Annotated in this window: 22 protein-coding genes and 2 tRNA genes; 9 read left to right on the forward strand and 15 right to left on the reverse strand. The window is 69.9% G+C overall.

Translation table 11 applies throughout. The annotated features are described in order from the left end of the window. The first annotated feature begins 20 nt into the window (after positions 1 to 20). The 6 genes from ACH492_RS38115 (at position 21) to ACH492_RS38140 (ending at position 6,146) form a co-directional block, all read left to right on the forward strand. Positions 21 to 950 carry a bifunctional MaoC family dehydratase N-terminal/OB-fold nucleic acid binding domain-containing protein gene (locus ACH492_RS38115; protein WP_398993737.1) on the forward strand — a complete coding sequence of 310 codons (930 nt, stop codon included), beginning with the start codon at positions 21 to 23 and terminating at the stop codon, positions 948 to 950. Continuing rightward, positions 950 to 1,981 carry an acyl-CoA dehydrogenase family protein gene (locus ACH492_RS38120; protein ID WP_398993739.1) on the forward strand — a complete coding sequence of 344 codons (1,032 nt, stop codon included), beginning with the start codon at positions 950 to 952 and terminating at the stop codon, positions 1,979 to 1,981. Before ACH492_RS38115 ends, ACH492_RS38120 begins: the two co-directional genes overlap by 1 nt. Beyond that, positions 1,978 to 2,373 carry a MaoC family dehydratase gene (locus ACH492_RS38125; protein ID WP_398993741.1) on the forward strand — a complete coding sequence of 132 codons (396 nt, stop codon included), beginning with the start codon at positions 1,978 to 1,980 and terminating at the stop codon, positions 2,371 to 2,373. Before ACH492_RS38120 ends, ACH492_RS38125 begins: the two co-directional genes overlap by 4 nt. After that, on the forward strand, positions 2,370 to 3,536 hold the full coding sequence (locus tag ACH492_RS38130; RefSeq protein ID WP_398993743.1) for a lipid-transfer protein: 1,167 nt from the start codon (positions 2,370 to 2,372) through the stop codon (positions 3,534 to 3,536). Before ACH492_RS38125 ends, ACH492_RS38130 begins: the two co-directional genes overlap by 4 nt. Positions 3,537 to 3,765: 229 nt before the next feature. After that, entirely contained in the window at positions 3,766 to 4,347 is a 582-nt protein-coding gene (locus tag ACH492_RS38135; protein ID WP_398993745.1) for a SigE family RNA polymerase sigma factor, read from the forward strand. Positions 4,348 to 4,499: 152 nt separating this feature from the next. Continuing rightward, positions 4,500 to 6,146: a long-chain fatty acid--CoA ligase gene (locus ACH492_RS38140; protein WP_398993746.1), complete on the forward strand. Its 1,647-nt coding sequence runs from the start codon at positions 4,500 to 4,502 to the stop codon at positions 6,144 to 6,146. Between the two features lie 93 nt (positions 6,147 to 6,239). Here ACH492_RS38140 and ACH492_RS38145 read toward each other — a convergent pair whose 3' ends face one another. After that, positions 6,240 to 10,121 carry a PAS domain-containing protein gene (locus tag ACH492_RS38145; RefSeq protein WP_398993748.1) on the reverse strand — a complete coding sequence of 1,294 codons (3,882 nt, stop codon included), beginning with the start codon at positions 10,119 to 10,121 and terminating at the stop codon, positions 6,240 to 6,242. 168 nt (positions 10,122 to 10,289) lie between these two features. Further along, positions 10,290 to 10,745: an SSI family serine proteinase inhibitor gene (locus ACH492_RS38150; protein ID WP_398993750.1), complete on the reverse strand. Its 456-nt coding sequence runs from the start codon at positions 10,743 to 10,745 to the stop codon at positions 10,290 to 10,292. 245 nt (positions 10,746 to 10,990) lie between these two features. Here ACH492_RS38150 and ACH492_RS38155 point away from each other — a divergent pair. Both ACH492_RS38155 and ACH492_RS38160 read left to right on the forward strand, forming a co-directional pair. Beyond that, positions 10,991 to 11,084, forward strand: a tRNA-Ser gene (locus tag ACH492_RS38155). A 159-nt stretch (positions 11,085 to 11,243) separates the two neighbouring features. Further along, positions 11,244 to 11,316 (forward strand) — tRNA-Arg (locus ACH492_RS38160). A gap of 77 nt (positions 11,317 to 11,393) precedes the next feature. Here ACH492_RS38160 and xerC read toward each other — a convergent pair. The 12 genes from xerC to ACH492_RS38220 all read right to left on the reverse strand — a co-directional run bounded on the left by xerC (position 11,394) and on the right by ACH492_RS38220 (position 18,193). After that, a complete protein-coding gene (gene xerC, locus ACH492_RS38165; RefSeq protein WP_398993752.1) occupies positions 11,394 to 12,620 on the reverse strand; it encodes a tyrosine recombinase XerC in 1,227 nt (408 codons plus the stop codon). Further along, positions 12,617 to 12,823, reverse strand: coding sequence for an excisionase family DNA-binding protein (locus ACH492_RS38170; protein WP_398993754.1), 207 nt, complete (start codon positions 12,821 to 12,823; stop codon positions 12,617 to 12,619). The genes xerC and ACH492_RS38170 overlap by 4 nt, the downstream gene beginning before the upstream one ends. Then, positions 12,820 to 14,118 carry a replication initiator gene (locus tag ACH492_RS38175; protein ID WP_398993776.1) on the reverse strand — a complete coding sequence of 433 codons (1,299 nt, stop codon included), beginning with the start codon at positions 14,116 to 14,118 and terminating at the stop codon, positions 12,820 to 12,822. Before ACH492_RS38175 ends, ACH492_RS38170 begins: the two co-directional genes overlap by 4 nt. A 140-nt stretch (positions 14,119 to 14,258) precedes the next feature. Beyond that, positions 14,259 to 14,444, reverse strand: a complete 186-nt coding sequence (locus ACH492_RS38180; protein ID WP_398993756.1) for a hypothetical protein — start codon at positions 14,442 to 14,444, stop codon at positions 14,259 to 14,261. Between the two features lie 5 nt (positions 14,445 to 14,449). Next, entirely contained in the window at positions 14,450 to 14,656 is a 207-nt protein-coding gene (locus ACH492_RS38185; protein ID WP_398993758.1) for a hypothetical protein, read from the reverse strand. Positions 14,657 to 14,747: 91 nt separating this feature from the next. Next, positions 14,748 to 15,056 (reverse strand): hypothetical protein, encoded by a 309-nt coding sequence (locus ACH492_RS38190; RefSeq protein ID WP_398993760.1) that lies wholly within the window; start codon positions 15,054 to 15,056, stop codon positions 14,748 to 14,750. Positions 15,057 to 15,079: 23 nt separating this feature from the next. Beyond that, positions 15,080 to 15,274 carry a hypothetical protein gene (locus ACH492_RS38195; protein ID WP_398993762.1) on the reverse strand — a complete coding sequence of 65 codons (195 nt, stop codon included), beginning with the start codon at positions 15,272 to 15,274 and terminating at the stop codon, positions 15,080 to 15,082. Positions 15,275 to 15,294: 20 nt separating this feature from the next. Next, on the reverse strand, positions 15,295 to 15,486 hold the full coding sequence (locus tag ACH492_RS38200) for a mobile element transfer protein (protein WP_398993764.1): 192 nt from the start codon (positions 15,484 to 15,486) through the stop codon (positions 15,295 to 15,297). 5 nt (positions 15,487 to 15,491) lie between these two features. Then, entirely contained in the window at positions 15,492 to 15,674 is a 183-nt protein-coding gene (locus ACH492_RS38205; RefSeq protein WP_398993766.1) for a hypothetical protein, read from the reverse strand. A 15-nt stretch (positions 15,675 to 15,689) separates the two neighbouring features. Further along, the gene (locus ACH492_RS38210) at positions 15,690 to 16,340 is read right to left on the reverse strand and encodes a DUF2637 domain-containing protein (protein WP_398993768.1); all 651 of its coding nucleotides are present in this window, start codon (positions 16,338 to 16,340) and stop codon (positions 15,690 to 15,692) included. Between the two features lie 141 nt (positions 16,341 to 16,481). Next, positions 16,482 to 17,843, reverse strand: coding sequence for an FtsK/SpoIIIE domain-containing protein (locus tag ACH492_RS38215; protein ID WP_398993770.1), 1,362 nt, complete (start codon positions 17,841 to 17,843; stop codon positions 16,482 to 16,484). Positions 17,844 to 17,848: 5 nt separating this feature from the next. Further along, positions 17,849 to 18,193 carry a hypothetical protein gene (locus ACH492_RS38220; protein WP_398993772.1) on the reverse strand — a complete coding sequence of 115 codons (345 nt, stop codon included), beginning with the start codon at positions 18,191 to 18,193 and terminating at the stop codon, positions 17,849 to 17,851. Between the two features lie 350 nt (positions 18,194 to 18,543). Between ACH492_RS38220 and ACH492_RS38225 the strand changes: the two genes are divergently transcribed. Next, positions 18,544 to 19,677 carry an XRE family transcriptional regulator gene (locus tag ACH492_RS38225; protein WP_398993778.1) on the forward strand — a complete coding sequence of 378 codons (1,134 nt, stop codon included), beginning with the start codon at positions 18,544 to 18,546 and terminating at the stop codon, positions 19,675 to 19,677. Here ACH492_RS38225 and ACH492_RS38230 read toward each other — a convergent pair. Continuing rightward, positions 19,661 to 20,452, reverse strand: a complete 792-nt coding sequence (locus ACH492_RS38230) for an NUDIX domain-containing protein (RefSeq protein WP_398993774.1) — start codon at positions 20,450 to 20,452, stop codon at positions 19,661 to 19,663. The two genes, ACH492_RS38225 and ACH492_RS38230, sit on opposite strands and share 17 nt — an antisense overlap. Between the last annotated feature and the right edge of the window lie 219 nt (positions 20,453 to 20,671).

Raw genomic sequence — 20,671 nt, forward strand, 5'->3', positions numbered from 1 at the left:
AGGTGGTGAGGGGTCAGGTGGTGAGCGGGGAAGTGGTGAGCGAGGAGTTCTATGGACGGCTGAAGGCGTACGAGGGGAGGGCCGCGGCCACGGCGGGCGTCGGCAAGGACCTGGTCAACGAACCGATGATCAGGCACTGGTGCGAGGCGATGGGGGACGCCAACCCCGCCTACACCGGCCCTGACGCCGTAGCGCCGCCGACCATGCTGCAGGCGTGGACGATGGGCGGTCTGTCCGGGCACACGGACCGGTCGGCGGCGCAGGACGAGCTGTTCGCCCTGCTCGACGGGGCGGGGTACACCTCGGTGGTCGCGACCGACTGTGAGCAGGAGTATCTGCGGCCGCTGCGGCCGGGGGACCGGATCACCTTCGACGCGGTGATCGAGTCGGTGTCGGAGCTCAAGACGACGAAGCTGGGGACGGGCCATTTCGTCACGACGCGGATGGACGTCCGGGCGGACGGGGAGCAGGCGGGCACCCACCGCTTCCGGATCCTGAAGTACGCACCGGCGGCGAAGGGGAGGCCCAGGGGGAAGCCCAAGGGTGAGCGGCCACGGCCAGTGATCAACCGGGACAATGCCGGATTCTGGGACGGGGTGGCCGAGCACCGGCTGCTGATACAGCGGTGCGCCGGGTGCGGCACGCTGCGCTTTCCCTGGCTGCCGGGGTGCGCCGTGTGCGGCTCGCCGGAGTGGGACACGGTCGAGGCGAGCGGCGCGGGGACCGTCTACTCGTACGTCGTGATGCACCATCCGCCCTTCCCCGCCTTTGATCCTCCGTATGCGGTGGGACTGATCGAGCTCGCGGAAGGCGTGCGGATGGTCAGCAATGTCGTCGGCGTGCCGTACGACAAGGTGCGGATCGGGATGCCCGTGCAGCTTGAATTCCTGTGGGTCGACACGGAGTTGGAGCTACCGGTCTTCAAAGGCTCGGAGGGGGGTGCGGGCTGATGGACTTCACACCCACCGAGGAGCAGTGCGTCGCACAGGAGCTGGCCGCGCGGATCTTCGATGACCTCTCCACACATGAGCGGCTGGCCGCCGCTGGGACCGGGACGGACGCCGAGCTGTGGAAGGCGCTTTGTACGGCGGGGCTTGTCGGGGCCGCCGAAGACATAGGCGTGCTCGGTCTGGTGTTGCTCTTGGAGGAGCAGGGGCGGACCACCGCACAGGTGCCCTTCGCGGCGACCTGTGTGTACGGACTGCTGGCAGTGGCCGCGCACGGCACGGACGAGCAGCGCGTCCGGCTGCTGCCCGCACTACGGGACGGCACGGCGGTGGCGACCGGGGCGTTCCCAGCGCGCGGAGGTGGGATACGGGCCACCGCGCCGGGGCAGTTGAGCGGCGCCCTCCCGTTCGTGCCGTGGCTGCGGGACGCCACGCATGTGCTGGTCCCCGACGCCGACCGGGCGCTGTGGCTCGTACAGACAGCTGACGCGGAGGTGTCGGAGGTGGAGACCACCGCGCCCTGGGCGGCCGGGCGGCTCGTCCTGTCCGGGACGCCGGGCGAACGGCTGGGCGGGCCCGGTGCGTACGAATCAGTGCTGGCCCTTGGGCGTACGGCTTTCGCCGCCCTGCAGGCCGGGGTGTGCGCGGGCTCCCTCGCCCGGGCCGTCCAATACACCTCGACCCGCGAGCAGTTCGGGCGTCCCCTCTCCACCAAACAGGGCGTGCTGCTGCGCGCCGCCGACGCGTACATGGACACCGAGGCCATACGGGTCACGGCCTACGAAGCCGCCTGGCGACAGGACGAAGACCTGGACGCGGCCGCCGAGGTGTTGACCGCCGCCTGGTGGGCCTCCGAGGCCGGCAAGCGTGTCGTCCACGCCGGGCAGCATCTGCACGGCGGGACGGGCGCCGACCTGGACCATCCCGTCCATCGGCACTTCCTGTGGGGGCGCCAGCTGGACGCCTACCTCGGCTGCGGCGCGGAACTCCTCGCCGAACTGGGCCAATTGCTCGCGAAGGAGGAGCCCGTATGACGAGTGCCGGAGAAGAGCTGCCACCACTGGCCATCCCCATCACCCGCACACTGATCGTCGCCGGGGCCGTGGCCTCCCGCGACTACCAGGACGTCCACCACGACTCCGAGCTCGCGAAGGAGAAGGGATCCCCGGACATCTTCATGAACATCCTCACGACCAACGGCCTGGTCGGGAGGTACATCACCGACTGCTTCGGGGAGCGGGCCGTGCTCCGTAAGGTCGCGATCCGGCTGGGCGCGCCCAACTACCCGGGAGACAACATGGTGTTGAGCGGCACGGTCGCCTCCGTGGAGGGCGACACCGCCGAAGTGCGGATCGTCGGCGCCAACAGCATCGGCAACCACGTCACCGGCACAGTGACGGTGACAGTTCCGGGGGAAGGATCATGAGCATCCGCAGCCGGGACACGCTCGGTGGCCGGGCGGCGGTCGCCGGGATCGGGGCGACCGAGTTCTCCAAGGACTCCGGGCGCAGCGAGCTCAAGCTGGCCGTCGAGGCGGTGCAAGCGGCTCTCGACGACGCAGGTCTGTCCCCCACCGATGTCGACGGCCTGGTCACGTTCACCATGGACACGAGCCCCGAGATCACCGTCGCCCAGGCGGCCGGCATCGGCGAGCTGTCCTTCTTCTCCCGCATCCACTATGGCGGCGGCGCGGCCTGCGCCACCGTGCAGCAGGCAGCCCTGGCCGTCGCCTCCGGGGTCGCCGAAGTGGTTGTCTGCTACCGGGCGTTCAATGAACGGTCCGGGCGGCGCTTCGGCTCCGGAGTGCAGCACCGGGAGCCGTCGGCCGAGGGCACGGCGCTCGGCTGGAACCTCCCGTTCGGGCTGCTGACCCCCGCCTCCTGGGTCGCCATGGCAGCGCAGCGCTATCTGCATACGTACGGACTCACCCCCGAGGCGTTCGGCCATGTCGCCGTCACCGACCGCCGCCATGCGGCGACCAACCCCGCCGCGTACTTCTACGAGAAGCCGATCACCCTCGCCGACCATGCAGCATCGCGCTGGATCGTCGAGCCGCTGAGGCTGCTCGACTGCTGCCAGGAGACCGACGGCGGCCAGGCGATCGTCGTCACCAGCGTCGAACGGGCCCGCGACCTGCCGCAGCCGCCCGCGGTGATCGTCGCCGCGGCGCAGGGAGCGGGCCGGGCGCAGGAGCAGATGACCAGCTTCTACCGCGACGATCTCACCGGCCTGCCCGAGATGGGCGTGGTCGCCCGGCAGCTGTGGCGGACGTCCGGGCTCGCCCCCGGCGACATCGACGTCGGCATCGTCTACGACCACTTCACCCCGTTCGTACTGATGCAGCTGGAGGAGTTCGGGTTCTGCAAGCCCGGTGAGGCGGCGGATTTCGTGGCTGCGGACACGCTGCCGCTGAACACCCATGGCGGCCAGCTCGGCGAGGCGTATCTGCACGGGATGAACGGCATGGCGGAGGCGGTCAGACAGCTGCGCGGCACCTCGGTGAACCAAATACCGGGCGCGGCCAGGACACTGGTCACGGCGGGCACCGGCGTCCCCACCTCCGGGCTGATCCTGGGCGCTGACGGGTGAGCAGCCGTGGTGGCCGTATCCGCGTCAGTATGCGCATCGGTACGCGTATCGGTATGCGCATCGGCGGCCCTGACGGTGACCGTGGGCGTGTCCGCTGCCCTGTCCGACCCTGAGGGTCTCCTCCACCTTCAGGAGGTGAGGGCAACGCCACCAGTACAACCTGAGGCGGACAACGCTTCGGGACCTGGGGCCGATCCGCGACAGTACTGCCCACTCCTAGCGTGGACCTATGACCACGCCAGTCTGCACAAGCGCTTCGAAGGCCGCCGCGCCGGTGCCTTCCTACGCGCCGACCGGGCGCTATGCGCCCGGCGCACGCTATTCGTCGTTCTCGTCGTACGTACGGGCGCGGGGGCCCGTACTGCTGCGTACCGCCCGCTCGCTCACCGCGAACCCGAGCGACGCCGAGGACCTGCTGCAGACCGCGCTCACGAAGACGTATGTCGCGTGGGAGCGGATCGAGGACCACCGGGCGCTCGACGGCTATGTCCGCCGTGCCCTGCTGAACACCCGTACCTCGCAGTGGCGCAAGCGCAAGGTGGACGAGTTCGCCTGCGACGAGCTGCCCGAGCCGGAGACGGTGCCCACGCCGGACCCCGCCGAGCAGCAGGTGCTGCACGACGCGATGTGGCGCGCCGTGATGAAGCTGCCGGACCGGCAGCGGGCGATGGTCGTGCTCCGTTACTACGAGGATCTCAGCGAGGCACAGACTGCCGAGGTGCTCGGAGTGTCGGTCGGCACGGTCAAGAGCGCGGTGTCCCGGGCGCTCGGCAAGCTCCGCGAGGACCCGGAACTTTCGCCCGTGCGCTGATCCGGACCGGCCCCGGTGTGCTGATCCAGTCCCGCCCGTGCGCTGATGTGCGATGAATCCTTACTCCCGGGTAGTGACATACCAAGCGGTACGTGAGCAGAATCTTCACACCTTTACTGCCACCTAGCGCTAGCGCCCACCGGGAGGACGCCGTGCTGAGCACCATGCAGGACGTACCGCTGACTGTGACCCGCATCCTTCAGCATGGGATGACGATCCACGGAAAGTCGCAGATCACCACTTGGACAGGTGAGGCCGAGCCGCAGCGCCGCACCTTCGCGGAGGTCGGTGAGCGTGCGACCCGACTGGCCAACGCCCTGCGCGACGAGCTCGGGATCGACGGCGACCAGCGCGTCGCCACCCTGATGTGGAACAACGCCGAACATGTCGAGGCGTACTTCGCGATCCCCTCCATGGGGGCCGTACTGCACACCCTCAACCTCCGCCTGCCCGCGGAGCAGCTGGTGTGGATCGTCAACCACGCCGCCGACCGCGCCGTCATCGTCAACGGCTCGCTGCTCCCGCTGCTCGCGCCGCTGCTGCCGGATCTGCCGACGATCGAGCACATTGTGGTGTCCGGCCCGGGCGACCGCGGACTCCTGGCCGACACCCAGGCGCGCGTGCACGAATACGAGGAGCTGATCGCCGGCCGCCCGACCAGCTACGACTGGCCGGAGCTGGACGAACGCTCCGCCGCGGCCATGTGTTACACCTCCGGCACCACCGGCGACCCCAAGGGCGTGGTCTACTCCCACCGCTCCATCTATCTGCACTCCATGCAGGTCAACATGGCCGAGTCGATGGGGCTGACGGAGCGCGACACGACCCTCGTCGTCGTCCCGCAGTTCCACGTCAACGCCTGGGGCCTGCCGCACGCCACGTTCATGACCGGCATCAACATGCTGATGCCCGACCGCTTCCTGCAGCCCGCGCCGCTCGCCGACATGATCGAGCGCGAGAGGCCCTCGCACGCCGCGGCCGTCCCCACCATCTGGCAGGGCCTGCTGGCCGAAGTCGCCGCGAACCCCAGGGACCTGAGCTCCATGAAGCAGGTCACCATCGGCGGCGCGGCCTGCCCGCCGGCGCTGATGGAGGCGTACGACAAGCTGGGCGTGCGGCTGTGCCACGCCTGGGGCATGACGGAGACCTCCCCGCTCGGCACGATGGCGCACCCGCCGGCGGGGCTGAGCGCGGAGGAAGAGTGGCCGTACCGCGTCACGCAGGGCCGTTTCCCGGCAGGCGTCGAGGCCCGTCTGGTCGGCCCCGGCGGCGATCTCCTGCCGTGGGACGGCACGTCGGCCGGTGAGCTGGAGGTGCGCGGCACCTGGATCGCCGGCGCGTACTACGGCGGCGCGGGCGGCGACGACTTCAAGCCCGAGGACAAGTTCAGCGAGGACGGCTGGCTGAAGACCGGCGACGTCGGCGTGATCAGCTCCGACGGTTTTCTGACGCTGACCGACCGCGCGAAGGACGTCATCAAGTCCGGCGGCGAATGGATCTCCAGCGTCGATCTGGAGAACGCGCTGATGGCTCACCCGGAGGTCGCGGAGGCGGCAGTGGTCGCCGTCCCGGACGACAAGTGGGGCGAGCGGCCGCTCGCGACCGTGGTGCTGAAGGAGGGTTCGACCGCGGATTACGAATCGCTGAAGGCCTTCCTCGCCGAGAAGATCGCGAAGTGGCAGCTGCCGGAGCGGTGGGCGGTGATTCCGGCGGTGCCGAAGACGAGCGTCGGCAAGTTCGACAAGAAGGTGATCCGCAGGCAGTACGCGGACGGCGAGCTGGACGTCACGCAGCTTTAGTGCGTGCGGCTGTATCGAGTACAGCTCCAGTACGTACGGCTCCAGTACGTGCTGATGCAAGGGGCGGCGGTGACAACTGCCGCCCCTTGCAGATCAGTTTGTCCCGATCTTCGCGAGCAGATCGACGATACGGGCCTGGACCTCGTTGCTCGTGGAGCGTTCCGCCAGGAAGAGCACCGTCTCTCCCGACGAGAGGCGTGGCAGCTCCGCGCGGTTGAGGCCCGCCGAGGTGTAGACGACCAGTGGGGTGCGGTTCAGCTGGCCGTTCGCGCGCAGCCAGTCGATGATCCCGGCCCTGCGGCGGCGTACCTGCATCAGGTCCATCACCACCAGGTTCGGTCGCATCTGGGCGGCGAGTGTGACCGCGTCCGCGTCCGCGCCGGCCCGGGCGACCTGCATGCCGCGGCGTTCCAGGGTCGCCGACAGCGCGAGCGCGATCTCCTCGTGCTCCTCGATCAACAGCACGCGCGAGGGGTGCTGTTCACTGTCGCGCGGGGCGAGCGCCTTGAGCAGTACGGCCGGATCCGCGCCGTACGCCGCCTCCCGCGTCGCCTGCCCCAGACCCGCCGTCACCAGCACCGGGACCTCAGCGGCCACCGCTGCCTGGCGCAGCGACTGCAGTGCGGTCCGGGTGATCGGGCCGGTCAGCGGATCGACGAAGAGCGCCGCCGGGAAGGCTGCGATCTGCGCGTCGACCTCCTCGCGCGAGTGCACGACCACCGGACGGTAGCCGCGGTCGCTCAGCGCCTGCTGCGTTGAGACGTCGGGCGCGGGCCAGACCAGCAGCCGACGCGGGTTGTCCAGGGGCTCCGGGGGCAATTCGTCGTCGACGGGCTGCGGCTGCGGCTTGTTGGCCACCTCGACCGCACCGCCCGGGCCGTCGAGCGGCTCGGGGCCCTCCGCGCCCTCGTCGGGCGCGCCGATCACGTACGCCCGGCCCTCGGACCGGTCGGCCGGCAGCCGCGACCCGGTCTGCGCCGGGGCCTGCGGGTGCGGCCGGGCGGCGGTCTCGGGCCGCTCGCCCTCCGGGGGCGTGGCCAGCTTGCGGCGGCGGCCGGAGGCGAGCGTCTGGTTCTGCTGCTGGGCGATCTGCTGCGAGAACGGCACGCCCTGCCCGAGCGTGCGCACGCTGAACGCCCGCCCCTGCGTGGAGTCCGCCGGAGCCGGAGCCGGAGCAGGAGCCTCGGCGGGCAGCGGCTGGGCGGCGCGCGGCGCGGCCGACGGCCCGTCGGCGGCGGGCTCCGGCAAGCGCTGCGTCGGTCGCTGCGTCTGCGTCTGCTGCGTTTGCGGCTCCGGCAAGGATACGGAGCCGGTGACCTGGGCCGTCTCCCCGGTGCTCGCGGCGGGGGCGGCCTCGTCGACGGCCGCCGTGTGCTGACCGGTCGAGCCGTCGGAGGCGAGCGCCGCGAGACCGGTGCCCGAGGTGTCGGCCTCCGCCCACTCGGGCTGCGTCTGCGGCTGTCCGAGGGGCTGCATCTGGAGCTGCCCGTCCGGCTGCACGCCGGGCTGTACGGGCTGCGCGTCGGGTGCCTCGGCGGGCAGCGGCTGCGCTTCCTTGCGGCCGCGGCGGCGGCCCGTCGGCACGGGATGCGGCTGCGGCGGCGTGTGGTGATCGGTGCCCGGCTCGGTGCGTACGGCGTCGTGCCGGCCCGGCAGCGAGGCATCCGCCTCACCGGCCGTCGGCAAGATCCGGTCGGCCTCGGCCGGCGGCAGCGCGAACGCCGTACGCCCTGACTCCACCTCGGCCGGTGCGGTCGCCAGCGCCCGCCTGGCCCGCCGCCCGGCGGGCGCAGCCGGAGCCGGAGACGCGCCCGGACCCGGAGCAGCGGGGAGCTCGGGCAGCCCGCCCTCCGCGCCGCGCCGCGCGCGCCGCCCCGAGGGGCCTGTTCCATGTGGTTCGACGGGCACGCCCTGCGGCGGGACCGTCTCGCCGAGCGCCGCGCGCCCGGTCGACGCCGCGCCCTCCGCGGCCGTCACCACCGAGCCCTCGGCGGGCCGGACGCCGCCCGCGGCTACCACGACGGCCTGCTCGGCGGGGCTCGGCCGCCCGCGCCGCCGCCCGGTCCCGCCGTTTCCGGCGCCTCCGGCTCCTCCGTCGTTTGCGGGACCACGCCCCTCGCCCGAATCCTGGGCCGGGATCAGTTCCTGCTGCGGCTCCTGCCCCTGCGCCCGGCGCCGCCCCGTCGGTGGTGCGGCCACCGGGTCCTCCATGGCCACCGGGCTTTCCAGGAAGGCATCCGTGGAGGCCCGCCGCGCGCGCCGCCGTCCGCGCCCGCCGGGCGTGCCCGTCTGCTGTTCCGGCAGCGCGAGCGCACCGGCCTGCTCCGGAGCCGGAGCGGGAGCGGGAGCCGTCACCGTCCCCGAGCCGTCGCCGAGCGGCACCTCCAGGACGTACGCGCTGCCGCTCATCCCCGGCACCTCATGCGTCTGCAGCACGCCGCCGTGCGCCCGTACGATCCCGCGCACGATCGGCTCGTGCACCGGGTCTCCCCCGGCGAACGGCCCACGCACCTCGATCCGTACGACGTCACCGCGCTGCGCCGCAGCCACCACGACCGTCGAGTCCACATACCCACCGCCCGGAACCACCCGGGCCTTGCCTGTCGAGTCGACCCCGGCCACGTCGGCGACCAGATGCGCGAGCGCCGTCGCCAGCCGCCCCGCGTCCACCTCGGCCTCTATCGGCGGCGCGTGCACCGCGAACTGCGCCCGCCCGGGACCGATCAGCTCGACCGCGCCCTCGACGCCCGCCGCCACGACACCGTCGAGCAGTACGTTCGCCTTGTTCAGCGCCTCAGCGCCGGTGTCGAGCCGCTGGAAACCCAGCACATTGTCGACAAGCGTCGTCATCCGGGCATATCCGGCGGCCAGATGGTGCAGGATCTGGTTGGCCTCGGGCCACAGCTGGCCTGCCGGGTCGGCGGCCAGCGTCCCCAGCTCGGCGCGGAGTTCCTCCAGCGGCCCCCGCAGCGACTCGCCGAGGACGGCGGTCAGCTGGGCGTGCCGGGCACCCAGTTCCTCGTACCGCTCCGCGCGCGCCTCGATCTCCGCGGAGTACCGATCCGACTTGTCCGCCAGCTCGGCCGTGAGTCGCTCGGTGGTCTCGGCCAGCTCGGCAGTGAGCCGCTCGGTCGTCTGTGTGACCTCCGCCGCGTGCTGCTCCGCCAGCTCCTCGTAAGGACGCCGGTCGGTGAAGGTCATCACCGCGCCTACGAGCTGGTCCCCGTCCCGTACCGGCGCCGTCGTCAGATCGACGGCCACCTTCGAGCCGTTCTTCGCCCACAGCACCTGTCCGCGCACCCGGTGCTTGCGGCCGGACTTGAGGGTGTCCGCGAGCGGTGATTCCTCGTACGGGAAGGGCTCGCCGTCCGCGCGCGAGTGCAGGATCAGCGGATGCAGCTCCTGGCCGCCCAGGTCGCTCGCCCGGAACCCGAGGATCTGCGCGGCGGCCGGATTGACCAGCACGACCCGACCGTCCGTGTCCGTCCCGACGACACCCTCGGACGCGGCCCGCAGAATCATCTCGGTCTGCCGCTGTGAACGCGCCAGCTCCGCTTCCGTGTCCACGGTGCCCGAGAGATCCCGTACGACGAGCATCAGCAGCTCGTCGCCGGTGTAGCCGGTGTACGAGTCGTAGGCCTCGCGCCCGTCCTCCAGGCTCGCGCTGGTCACCTCGACAGGGAACTCGCTGCCGTCCGTACGCCGCGCGACCATCCGGGCCGGCTTGGTACGCCCCCGCTCGTCCGCTGCCTCGGGCCGTCGCATGGAGCCCGGGATCAGCCGGGAGTCGAAGGAGGGCAGCAGATCGAGCAGCCCGCGTCCGACGAGGGCGGTGCCGGGCGTCTCGAAGAGCTCGAGTGCGATGGTGTTGGCGTTGACGACCGTGCCGTTGCAGTTGACGAGCACGAGCCCATCCGGAAGGGCGTCGAGTATGGCTGCGAGGCGAGCAGCGCCTCGGGATGGCCTGCTGCTCACGACGACGGTTCCTCCCTGACCTACTGCATGGTGCGGACGGCCGGTCCCATCTTGCCCCTCGGGCCCCAGCCTGTCACTGGAGGGAGTCTAAAGGCAGCGATGTGCGAGGGGCGGCGGATGAGGGGGAGCTCTCACCAAGGTTGTGTGCGCATGGCGTACGCCTTGGGCCTATGACCTGGTGTTCGGCAGTACGGGCTCCATGGTCCGCCAGCGTGAGATTTCGCAGCCGTCGGTCCTCCTGAAGGTGGCGTCCACGCGCTGCCCCTGCCAGGTGCCGGTGATGTGTGCGGTTTGGGGGCCGCCCATCTGCTGGGTACACATCTGGTCCTGGGGCACTGGAGCGAACGGGTCCATTCCGTCCCGCGCCAGCTGGTCCAGCCGGTCGCAGGCGGCCTGCGCGGACGGGTGGGTCCCGCCGGTGGGCCCGCACTCCAGCTCGTACAGCCCGTCGGTCCGCGCCCCGGTCTCGGAGACGGTCATGGTCAGCTGGTCCGTGGCCTGGGACGACAGCAGCGGCAGCGGGAGGGGCAGCGCGAGGGGCAGGGGCGAGGCCCCGGCGGCAGGCACGGCGGCGACCAGCGCGGCGAGGGACGCGGTTGCGGTGAGGACGATGCGGCGCAGCATGGGAGCTCCTGGAGCTGAAGAGATCATGAATCCTTCAGGGGCAGCGAGGCCCCGGCATCTCTAACGCTCCTTGAGCCTCGGCGTTGCGCAACCGGAAATATGTTCTCCGGGGGACCGCCGCCGGGATCCGCCCCCCGGACTTTGCTCTGCAGCCCGCGTGCCTAGTACCGTGGGCAGCGATTGGTGACACCCCGCTGGGCTGTGTCATCATCTGCACGCACCACTCGCGCCCACGCGGGTGGGCTGGAGGCGTCGCCTAGTCCGGTCTATGGCGCCGCACTGCTAATGCGGTTTGGGTCTTAAAGCCCATCGAGGGTTCAAATCCCTCCGCCTCCGCCAGTTGATCACCGAAGCCCCTGCCAATGGCGGGGGCTTCGGTGGTTTCGACGTTGTTTTCGCAGGTCAGGCTGGGTGCGCTTAACGGATTTCACCTGACGGCGCGGGTCATGTAATGTTGTTCCCGCAACGCCGACCAGGCACAAAAACCCGGAACGCCAAGCACTCGTAGCTTAACGGATAGAGCATCTGACTACGGATCAGAAGGTTGCAGGTTCGAATCCTGCCGAGTGCACACAGGTAAGAGGCCCCTCGGAGAAATCCGAGGGGCCTCTTACGTTGCCCGTACAGCAACGAAGTACAGCAACCGTGTCAGCCGGTGCCGCCCATCGCGTCGGACAGCTTGCCGATCGCGGCGCGTACCGCTTCCTCGCTCGCTTCGGCGTAGACCTCCATCGTCATGGCGATCTGTGAGTGCCGCAGGATGCGCTGCGCCACCTTCGGGTGGACCTTGAGGGCGACCAGGAGCGAGCTGCAGGTGTGCCGGGTGTTCCGGAGCGGGATCACCCGAAGGCCTGCACGGCTGGCGCGCAGGGCGAACATGCGGGTCAGGTTGCCCGGCTCGATGGGTGTGCCGTACTTGGTGGTGAAGACCAGGCCGTGACTGTCCTGCCATAGTTCGCCCGCGGCTTTCCGGTCGCCAAGCTGCTGAGCGCGGCGCATTCGCAAAGCCTTGAGGCAGAGTGCTGGCAGCGGCAGGAAGTCGTCGGAGTCCTCGGTCTTGGTCTCGCGGTGGAGGATCTGACGCCCCGCGCGCTGGATCTGGTGGTCGACGTACAGCTCGCTGGTATCGAAGTCGACGGACTTCCAGGTCAGGCCCAGCACCTCACCGCGGCGCAGTCCGAGGCAGAGCACGAGCACCCAGGCCGCGAAGAGGTGGTCATCGCGGGCGGCTGCGTCAGTGAGGAACTGGCCCGCTTCGGCGACGGACCACGGCTTGATCCGGCGGCGTCGCGGCTTGGGCACCTTCACGAGGGAGGCGACGTTCTTGCTGATCTCCTCCTCGGCGACCGAATGGGTGAGAGCGGCCCGCAGAGCGTCGCGGGAACCTTGGATCACCCGGTGGGACGGGTACGACTCGCAGCAGTCGCCGATGGCGCAGCACTTGCGGCGGTTGGGCGCCCTCTTGGCGTCCTTCTCCTGGGCGCAGCACTGGCAGACGGTCGCCAGCTTGGTCAGCCACTCGCGCACATCCCGGACCGTGAGCTTGTCCAGTCGCTTCGCGCCGAGGTAGGGGGCGATGTAGAGCCGGACGTACCCCTCGTACGAGACGTACGACAGCGGGGCGAGGTTGGGCTTCACGATCGAGTCGAGCCAGTACGTGAGAAAGACGGCGAGCGTCCGGTGCCGGGTGGCGACTGGGCCCTTCTTCGCCTCGGCGTGGAGCTTGAGCCACTTCTCGTGGACTTCCTCGCGGGTCTTGCCGTAGGCGTACTTCCGAGCGCGCTTGCCGTCCGGCTTGGTGACCCAGACGTAGGCCGCGTAGCCGTTCTTGTATGCGTAGATGGAGCCCTCGCCGTTGCCGCGCTTGCCGCTCATGCCGAACCCTCCTCGGCACGGCGGGCGCGACGTTCCACGTACTCGTCCACGTAGCGCGGAAGGATGCGCCGATTGCGACCATCCTTGATGGAGCGGATCTCTCCCGTGATGATCAGCATCTTGGTCTTGGACAGGCCGTAGCCGAGCATCTCGGCGACTTCTTTGGTTGTGTGCCACTTCCGCTCGATCACGGTGGCGGTCATGGGGTGAGTCCTTCCGTGGTGTCGGGTGCGAGGGAAGCGGCGAGCCATTCCTCGCCGCGGGTGAGTCCGGTTCCGGCGAAGGTCCAGTGCGCGAGGACGAGGGTGGTGTCGTCACTGTGCGGATCGGCCGGCACGGGGGTTTGGTCACCGTGTGCGATGGCGGCTTGGAGGCGTCGCCATTCGGCTCGAGCGGTGCGGAGTGCGCCGAGGGTGGTGGAGTAGCGGCGGGTCTTGGTGGAGAAGTGGCCGCGGAAGCCGAGCATGTGAGCCCAGGCGCGTAGGCGGAGGTCTTCCAGGTCTTTGCGGGCGCCGAGGGTCCAGGCGGTGCGGATGAGGCGGCGGGCGTGTTCGGGGATGGACTTGCGGGCGAGTTCGGCGAGGAACTTGATGGGGCGGTCGAGGGTGCCGGTCGCTGTCTCTGCTCCTTTGGTGGCGTACTTGGCGATGTAGGCGGCAACGGCGCGTTCGGTCAGCTCGGTGCCGCCGTCGAAGTCAGCCGAGCGGATGGGGCGGGTGTCGAGCTGGGTGCCGAAGGCGAAGGTGTGAGCGCGTCCGTCGAGGACCGGGCCGGGCACCTCGGCGGCATCTGCGGCGGCACGGATGGCGTCGGCGAGGAGTTCGGCGGTGGCCCAGGCCGGGGGCGGAGTGTCGCCGCCGTCCGGGCCGTCGAGGCGGATCACGGCATGGAAGTGGATCGCGCCGCGCGCCTGGTATTCGGCGACCTTGGCGAACGAGACACGGGCGTACTGGGCAAAGGCCCGTTGGGTCAGGCCTGCGCGCTTGGCGACCTCGCGGCGCAGGTAGATGGAGAACCGGGCCCAGATCTTGGAGGCGTGCGCGTTCCACAGCACGGCCGCCTCGTAGTCGTAGCGCTCTGGTTTGAGGGGGCTGCCCAACTCGGGTGCGTCCTTGGGGTGCTGGGTGCCGCAGCGGCAGCGGAGGACGGTACCGCTTCGGGTGGTGGGGCGGTTGTGGACGGGGCCGAAGCTGGGGGCGGTGAAGGTGGCGAACACCCGGGGGTGGGTGGCGACGGTCTCGGGGGTGCCCTTGCCGCCGCGGAGCCCGGCTGTGATCAGCTGGTAGGTGTCGCGGCGGTAGGTCTCCGCGCAGGCCGCACAGCGGGTGGCGCGGCGGTTGTTGCAGCGCACCAGGAGGTTCCCGGCGGGCAGATCACCCGCGTGCAGCTCGCCGAGGATTTCACCGGTTGCGGGGTGGACGTCGGTGCGGTGGCCGTCGAGGCGGATCGGGGTGGTGCAGCCGCCCAGGCCCCGCAGTTGGCGCATGAGGCCGGGCATGGTGCCGAGCGAGGCGAGGAAGGCGAGCTCACGCATCGGGCTCGGTGTGGTAGCGGTCAAGGCAGAGTCCTCCTCTCAGAGGTCAGGAAGGGATGCCGGGGCACCGGCCGCGGACGTGGCGGGCAGTGCCCCGGCGGGTGTCAGCGGTGGGGGCAGGTGTTGCGGTGGTCGATCCACTCGGCGACGAGGTCGCGTACGTTGTCGTCGCCCTGGGCGCGGCCGGAGGCGCCGCAGCAGCAGGCGTAGGAGCCGCGGGCGGGAAAGTCCCTGGCCGGTTTGGCGACGTGCAGGCCGGGGCGCTCGGGAGTGGGCGCGAGGTCGGCCATGGCCGTCAGCGGCGGGTGAACGCGGCCGCGGCGGCGGCGTTGAGGAGCTGGCGCAGGGGCGGGGTGGTGCCGGTGCCGTGGCAGGTGCGGCAGTGGACGGTGACGGTCCGCCGGTGGCCGTTGTGGTCGCGGCCGCCGAGGGTGATGGCGACGGAGGCGAAGCCGTCGCAGCCGGGGCAGAGACGGGCCGGGGCGTGGCTGTGCTGGTGCATGATGAGAAGTCCTTCCGGTCGATGAAGTCGGGTAGGGGCTGGGCCGTCCGGGCGGCGGATACTTGGCGGTTGAGGCCGCCCGGAAGGCCGGTCACTTGCGCGGGGGTTTGGGCACCTTCAGGGCGAGGGTGATCAGGCCGCCACCGCCGATGAGGGTGGGAATCGCGGTCTTGACCGCTGCGGCAGTGGTGGCGGCAACCTGCACGAGCGACAGCACGGCCACCGTGGTGATGTAGACCAGGCCGCAGATGCCGACCGTGGCGGTGAGGATCAGGACCACCGGACCGGCCCATGAGCGGGGCGTCGTGTGGACGATGACGACCGATCGCGGGTCTGTGCCCGGGGGGATCAGGTCGGCCGGGATGTGACCGTTGCGGAGCTGGGCGTCGGGACGGATCACAGTGGTTCTCCCTTCTGGGCTGGTTACTTGGTGGTGCCGTTGACGACGTCGACTCCGGTCTTGGTGCCGGACTCGATGGCCGGGGCGAGGAAGGTGTCGGCGAGGAGGAAGCCGCCGAGGAGGAGCACGACGATCAGCCAGGTCAGCGGGCGCATGAGCTTGATACCGAAGTAGCCGAAGATGGCGACCAGGACGATCAGCGGGAGTTCGACGTTCACGGCAGGCCTTTCCTGATGGGTCAGTTGACGCGGCAGCGGTGGGTGCGGGCGGCGAGCTGGGCGGCGGACCGGCTGGAGTAGTCGGAGGACCAGCCGCAGCGGTCGTTGGTGCACACCGCGGCGTGCTTGGTGCGGCCGTGCCGGTCGCGGTGGGTGCCGATCTGCACCGGGCCGATCTGCATCACGGAGTGGAAGAAGTCGCGGGCAGGCATGGAGATCAGTCCTCCGATCGCAGGCTGAGGCCGGGGAACTCGGCGAGGATGCGGGCCGCGTCGGCCGGGTCGGTGGCACGCTCCGCAGTCTCTTCGGCGAGCAGCCGGGCCAGAGTCGTGCGACCCGCGTCGACCATTTCTCGTGCCGCCGACAGGTATTCGTCTCGTGTCGGTTCGCGTCCGGGCATAAGTGATGCGTCCTTTCAGGCGAGGTGGGCGGCGAGCTGGTCGGCCATCGGGCCGGGCAGGCCGAGGCGGTCGCGCAGGGTGGCGGCGTCGATGGGTGTGCCGGTCGCCGTACGGTGGGCGTCGGCGAGCTTGCGGGCGTGGTCCACGAGCGCGGGCGGCACATCGGTGGGCGGCGGTGCGGGCAGTGCCGGGACCACCGCATCCCGATCAGGTGCGGGGGCGGGTTCGGCCGGCACAGTCACCGGCTCGACCACCGGCAGCGGCTCAGGCTCGACAGCCTCAGCGTCTGTGCCGGTGGGCGAGTGGACGAGCAGGGTGCCGCCGAGGAAGGCCAGGGCGGGCCACCCGGCGACGAGGATCCGCAGCCAGTCGGGGACGTCGTTCAGGTCGAGCAGTCCGGCGGTGGCGACGTTGGCGCCGAGGGACGCGGTCAGGGCGACGGTGAACCAGGTCCACGCGGCGCGGGCAGGCTCACCCTGGGCGCGGAGGATGCGCAGGCGTCGCCAGGCTGCGACGAGGAGCAGGTCGACGGAGACGGGGTAGGCCCAGGCTTTCCAGCCGTCTTGTCCGGCAGCGGCAGCGATGTCGTGCAGGTGGGCGAAGGACAGTGCCCCTGCGATCACGGCTTGCACGAGTACGGCATCCGGGCGGATCGAGCGGGTCACGGGTCTTCACCTCCTTGGGAGTTGGGCCGGGGCTGGGCGAGGCTCGGAGGCCTGTCGCCGAGCCCCGGCGAGTCCGTTTCAGGCATGGCGGGGGTAGGGACGTGGCGCGAGACGGTCACGCCGACCGGGGTGGGGATGCGCTCAGGCGGTGGCGGGACATGTGGCCGGGGCCGGGAGTTCGACCGGCGCCAGGGCGGGCAGCACCGGGCGGAACGGCTCCAGGCCGTCCAGCACGGGGGTGCGGTGCGCGTGTGCGGTGCAGGCGGTCACGGCCTGCCGCATCGTCGTGAATGGCGTACGGATGCGGACCCAGCCGCCCGTGGAGTCACCGGCCACCGCCATGCCCGGGCGTTCGACAGGGATCTGTGTGGTCGCCAGCACGGCATCCGGGGAGATGTCGCCGAACGCCATTTTGGCGGAGGCCTCATCGTTGACCCGGTGCGCGATGCGGCCGGTGAGCTGGGCACGCAGCATGGTGATCCCGTCGCCCAACTCGGCGCCGAAGCGCTGACCGCAGATCTCCACATAGATCCCCGCGGCGCGGCCGAGCTGCACGAGGCGGACCAGTGCGGTGATGATCCGCTCGCGCCGCTTCTTCTGCGCGGTGTTGGAAAACAGCGCCAGCTCGGCGACCTCGTCCACCAGGAGCACGACGGGCACCGGCCGCAGGTCCTCGGGCAGGCCCCAGATGTCGGCGGTGATCTCCGCATCCGGGGTGTCCGCGCTGATGCGCTGCTCGCGCCGGATCACCTGATACGTCTCGGCCATCCGCTGAACGAGAGCTTCGAGCAGGTCGGCCGCGTCGTCGGGGTTGTCGGCCAGAGCGGAGAACCGGCGTGCCAGCGGGGCGAGTTCAACGCCCTGCTTGCAGTCGATGCCCACCAGGGCGACGTGCTGCGGCGCGAGTTCCTTGACTAGGTGCCGCTGATAGACCGACTTCCCCGACTTCGTCGCGCCGAGGTTCAGAGCGTGCGGCACCTCCTGATAGTCGCGGTAGAAGACCTCCCCGTCCTCCCGCAGCGCCACCGGGATACGCAGCCCGTTGCGCTCGGTCTTCGCGGGCATCTGCACCCGCTTGAGCACGTCGTAGCCGGTCATCCGCAGCTCGATGACACCCGACTTGATCTCACGGCAGGCGACGCCGTGCATCGCGAACGAGTGGCGCAGCCGGTCGCTGGAGGCAGCGAAGTCGAAGGCGTCCTGACCCGGCTGGAGCTTGAGCCGCAGCACCAGGCCGGTACGGGTCGGCCGCATCCGCAAGATGCGCGGAGGCCGGGACTCGGGCGCCGGGCGGTTGGTCATCCGGGCCAGCGTCAGCCGAGGCCGGGACGGCGGAACGGTGAGCCCGCAGGCGTCCATGACCGAGGCGTACCGGGAGGTCACCCGGACCATGGCAAGGACGACACCGACGCTCAGCCAGTACCAGGCCGGGCGCAGTCGCCTCAGCACCAGCGCCGCGACGACGGCGACCAGGACTAAGCCGAGGAACGTGTTCGCCGACATGCCGCTCAGCCCTTGGCCGGGGCGGACGGGGCGACCAGCGCGACCGCGCGGAACGCGATGCCGAAACGCTTCTCACCGTTGAACGTGTTCTCCCAGTCACGGGCCTTGAGGCCGACGACCTTGACCGGCATGCCCAGGGTGAGCCCGGCCGGAACACCCGTCTCTGGGATCGAGACGTTGTAGAGGTTCGCCTCCCCCTCATCCGCGATGGTCAGGCCGACCGTCATCATCTTCGCTCCGGTCTCCCGGTCGACGGCGACCTCTTCGGTCTGCTTGTTGATGACCTTCAGCTTGGGCTCGACCGCGACGAAGACGACAGCAGTCGAGGTGTCGATCTTGAACGATGACATGATGGAAACTCCCTTGTAGGGGCGGAAGCGGCGGCTTGCTTGGCGGTAGGACGCCGCTTCCTGCATTGAGTCGATGGAGCCCCGTGGCAGCGCCGCAGGGCTTCTGCGTTCCCAGCTGGTGCGCACCAGTAGATTGCATCTGGTGCGCACCAGCTGTCAAGCAGTGTCGCCGTCCGGCTTTCTCAACTCGCCTTCCTGCGACACTTCTAGAGAAGCGCGCCGCTCAACGCCCCGGTAGCCAACAGAGGTTCACTGCCGCACCGTTAACCCGACCTGTTAACCCCTGCCGACCTGGTGCGATGTGAGGCATGCTTCTGTGAGGAGCTGTCGAATCAGCGGGGGCGGTGCAGGTGCTCAACCGGCTGCGAGAGGTGAGGTCCGGGCGCGAGTGGTCGCAAGCGCGGCTCATCCACGAGATCGAGCAGTACGCCAGACGCCATGTGCTAGACGTCGGTTCGACTGCCAGCCTGCGCGTCTATGTCTCGGAGTGGGAGAATGGCAAGCGCTCGATCAGCGAGCGCTACGCGAAGATCCTTCGCCCCGTCCTGGGCGTCACAGACGAGGAGCTATTCGGCCGGCATGCTCCCTCCGAGGCGCCGCCCGTAGTCGGTGGCTACGACGAGCTGATCAACCGCATCGACTCAGCACGCAGCGTCAGTCTGACCATGGTGAAGACCTTCATGGACCAGACCGAACTCCTCCGCACTGTCGACCGGCAGATGGGCGCCACAGCCCTCGTGGACCAGATGTCGTGGCACCTCGCGACGCTCGAAGACGCGCTCACCTTCGCAGTACTCCCCGAGACCCGTCGCCCCGTCGCCCTTGCCCTGGCGGGGGCCGCCACGCTTGGAGCCTGGCAGGCACTGGATGCCGGAGGGGTCGAAAGGGCATGGCGACACTACGAGTTAGGCAAGCGAGCGGCCCAAGAGGCAGGCCAACCGATGTACCTCGCTCACGCCACAGCCGAGCAGGCCTACGTACTCAACGACGCAGGCCGACCAGAGATGGCGGTTGCCCTCGTGCGGGAGGCTCAGCGTCTGGGCGGTCAGCAGATGTCACCGCGCCTGCGGGCATGGCTGTACGCGGCCGAGGCCGAGCTCTGCGCCAAGGCCGGGTTGGCGGATGACTGTCGGCGCGCCCTCGACCAGGCCGACGCTGCTCTGCCGGATGGGTCGGAAGCACGCGATGAAGACATGCTGAGCATCTTTCTGAACGGTGGGCATCTGGCGCGGTGGCGTGGAAACGCGCTCGCGATGCTCGGCGACGATGACGCGCTCAGCAGCCTGTACACCGCCCTCGATGAAGGAGACCCGACGTTCATCCGCGCCACGTCAGGCCTTCGATGCGACCTCGCCCAAGCACACCTTGCCCGCGAGGAGTACGCCCAGGCCCAGGAGCATCTACAGCAGGCACGGCTGTTGGCCAACCGGACAGGATCTGTCCGTCACCGGCGACGTATCGAGCAGCTCACGCAGAAGCTGTAGGGGCACCCTGCCCACGCGACGCCAGCAGATGCAGCAGTGCAACGAGCGTGCCCGATCCCATCAGTTCATCCCGGGCCATCAGTCCGGGGATGTCCGAGAGCGGCACCCATGCGACGTGCCCGGCCTCTTCGACGTCCGTGGGGTCGCCGACATGCTGCGCACCTTTTCCGACGAAGATCTCGTGCGGCGAGTCCACCATGCCGACCATGGGCTGATAGGTCACGACGTGATCGAGGGAGTCGGGCCGCCAGCCGGTCTCTTCCTCGACTTCGCGGAGCGCGGTCGTGTGTGCGTCTTCTCCCGCGTCCACGATGCCGCCGGGGAGCTCCCAGCCCCACTTGTCGGGTACGAAGCGGTAGCGCCAGAGCATGAGCACGCGGTCTTGGTCATCCAGGACCGCGGCGATCGAGACGTGATGCAGCCGCACGACGTGATGCTCGAAGCGCTCGACGCCCGGAGGCTCAACGTCGACAAGCGCCAGCTTCACCCAGCGGTTGTCGTAGACCGTGCGCTCACCGTGGATCTGCCACGACTCCAGATCGTCCGGCCGCTCGACAGTCACGCCGCGGGACGGCACTCGGTAGGAGCTGCGGGCGAACGATTCAATGACCTTCTCTGCAACGAGCTTTGCCAGCACGGTGCGGAGCTGAGTCCGTCCGATCTCCAGCTCTTTTTCGAGGGTGCGCTCAGAGGGCAGCTTCTCGCCGGGCTTCAGCTTCCCCGACGCAACCCACTCGCGAATCGTGCGGTAGACCCGCTCCGACTTCGGTCCCATCCCTTGAGCCCACTCCCTAAGTCATCAGCTGGCGCGGACCAGCGTAGCCGTCAGGACTGACCACCAACAGGTGACGATCACCGCCCCACGGCCGCCGCAGGGGCGGTGAGTAGAAATCTTCTCTACGGGTTCAAGGCTCGCTGCGCTCGCTGCCCCACCGGTGCTCGGCCAGCGAGCGAGGGCATTGCCAATCCAGTCTCCGCACGGCAGTCCAGCCAC

Origin of the sequence: Streptomyces sp. NPDC019443 (assembly GCF_044389785.1) — a bacterium.
In the GTDB taxonomy this organism is placed as follows: domain Bacteria; phylum Actinomycetota; class Actinomycetes; order Streptomycetales; family Streptomycetaceae; genus Streptomyces.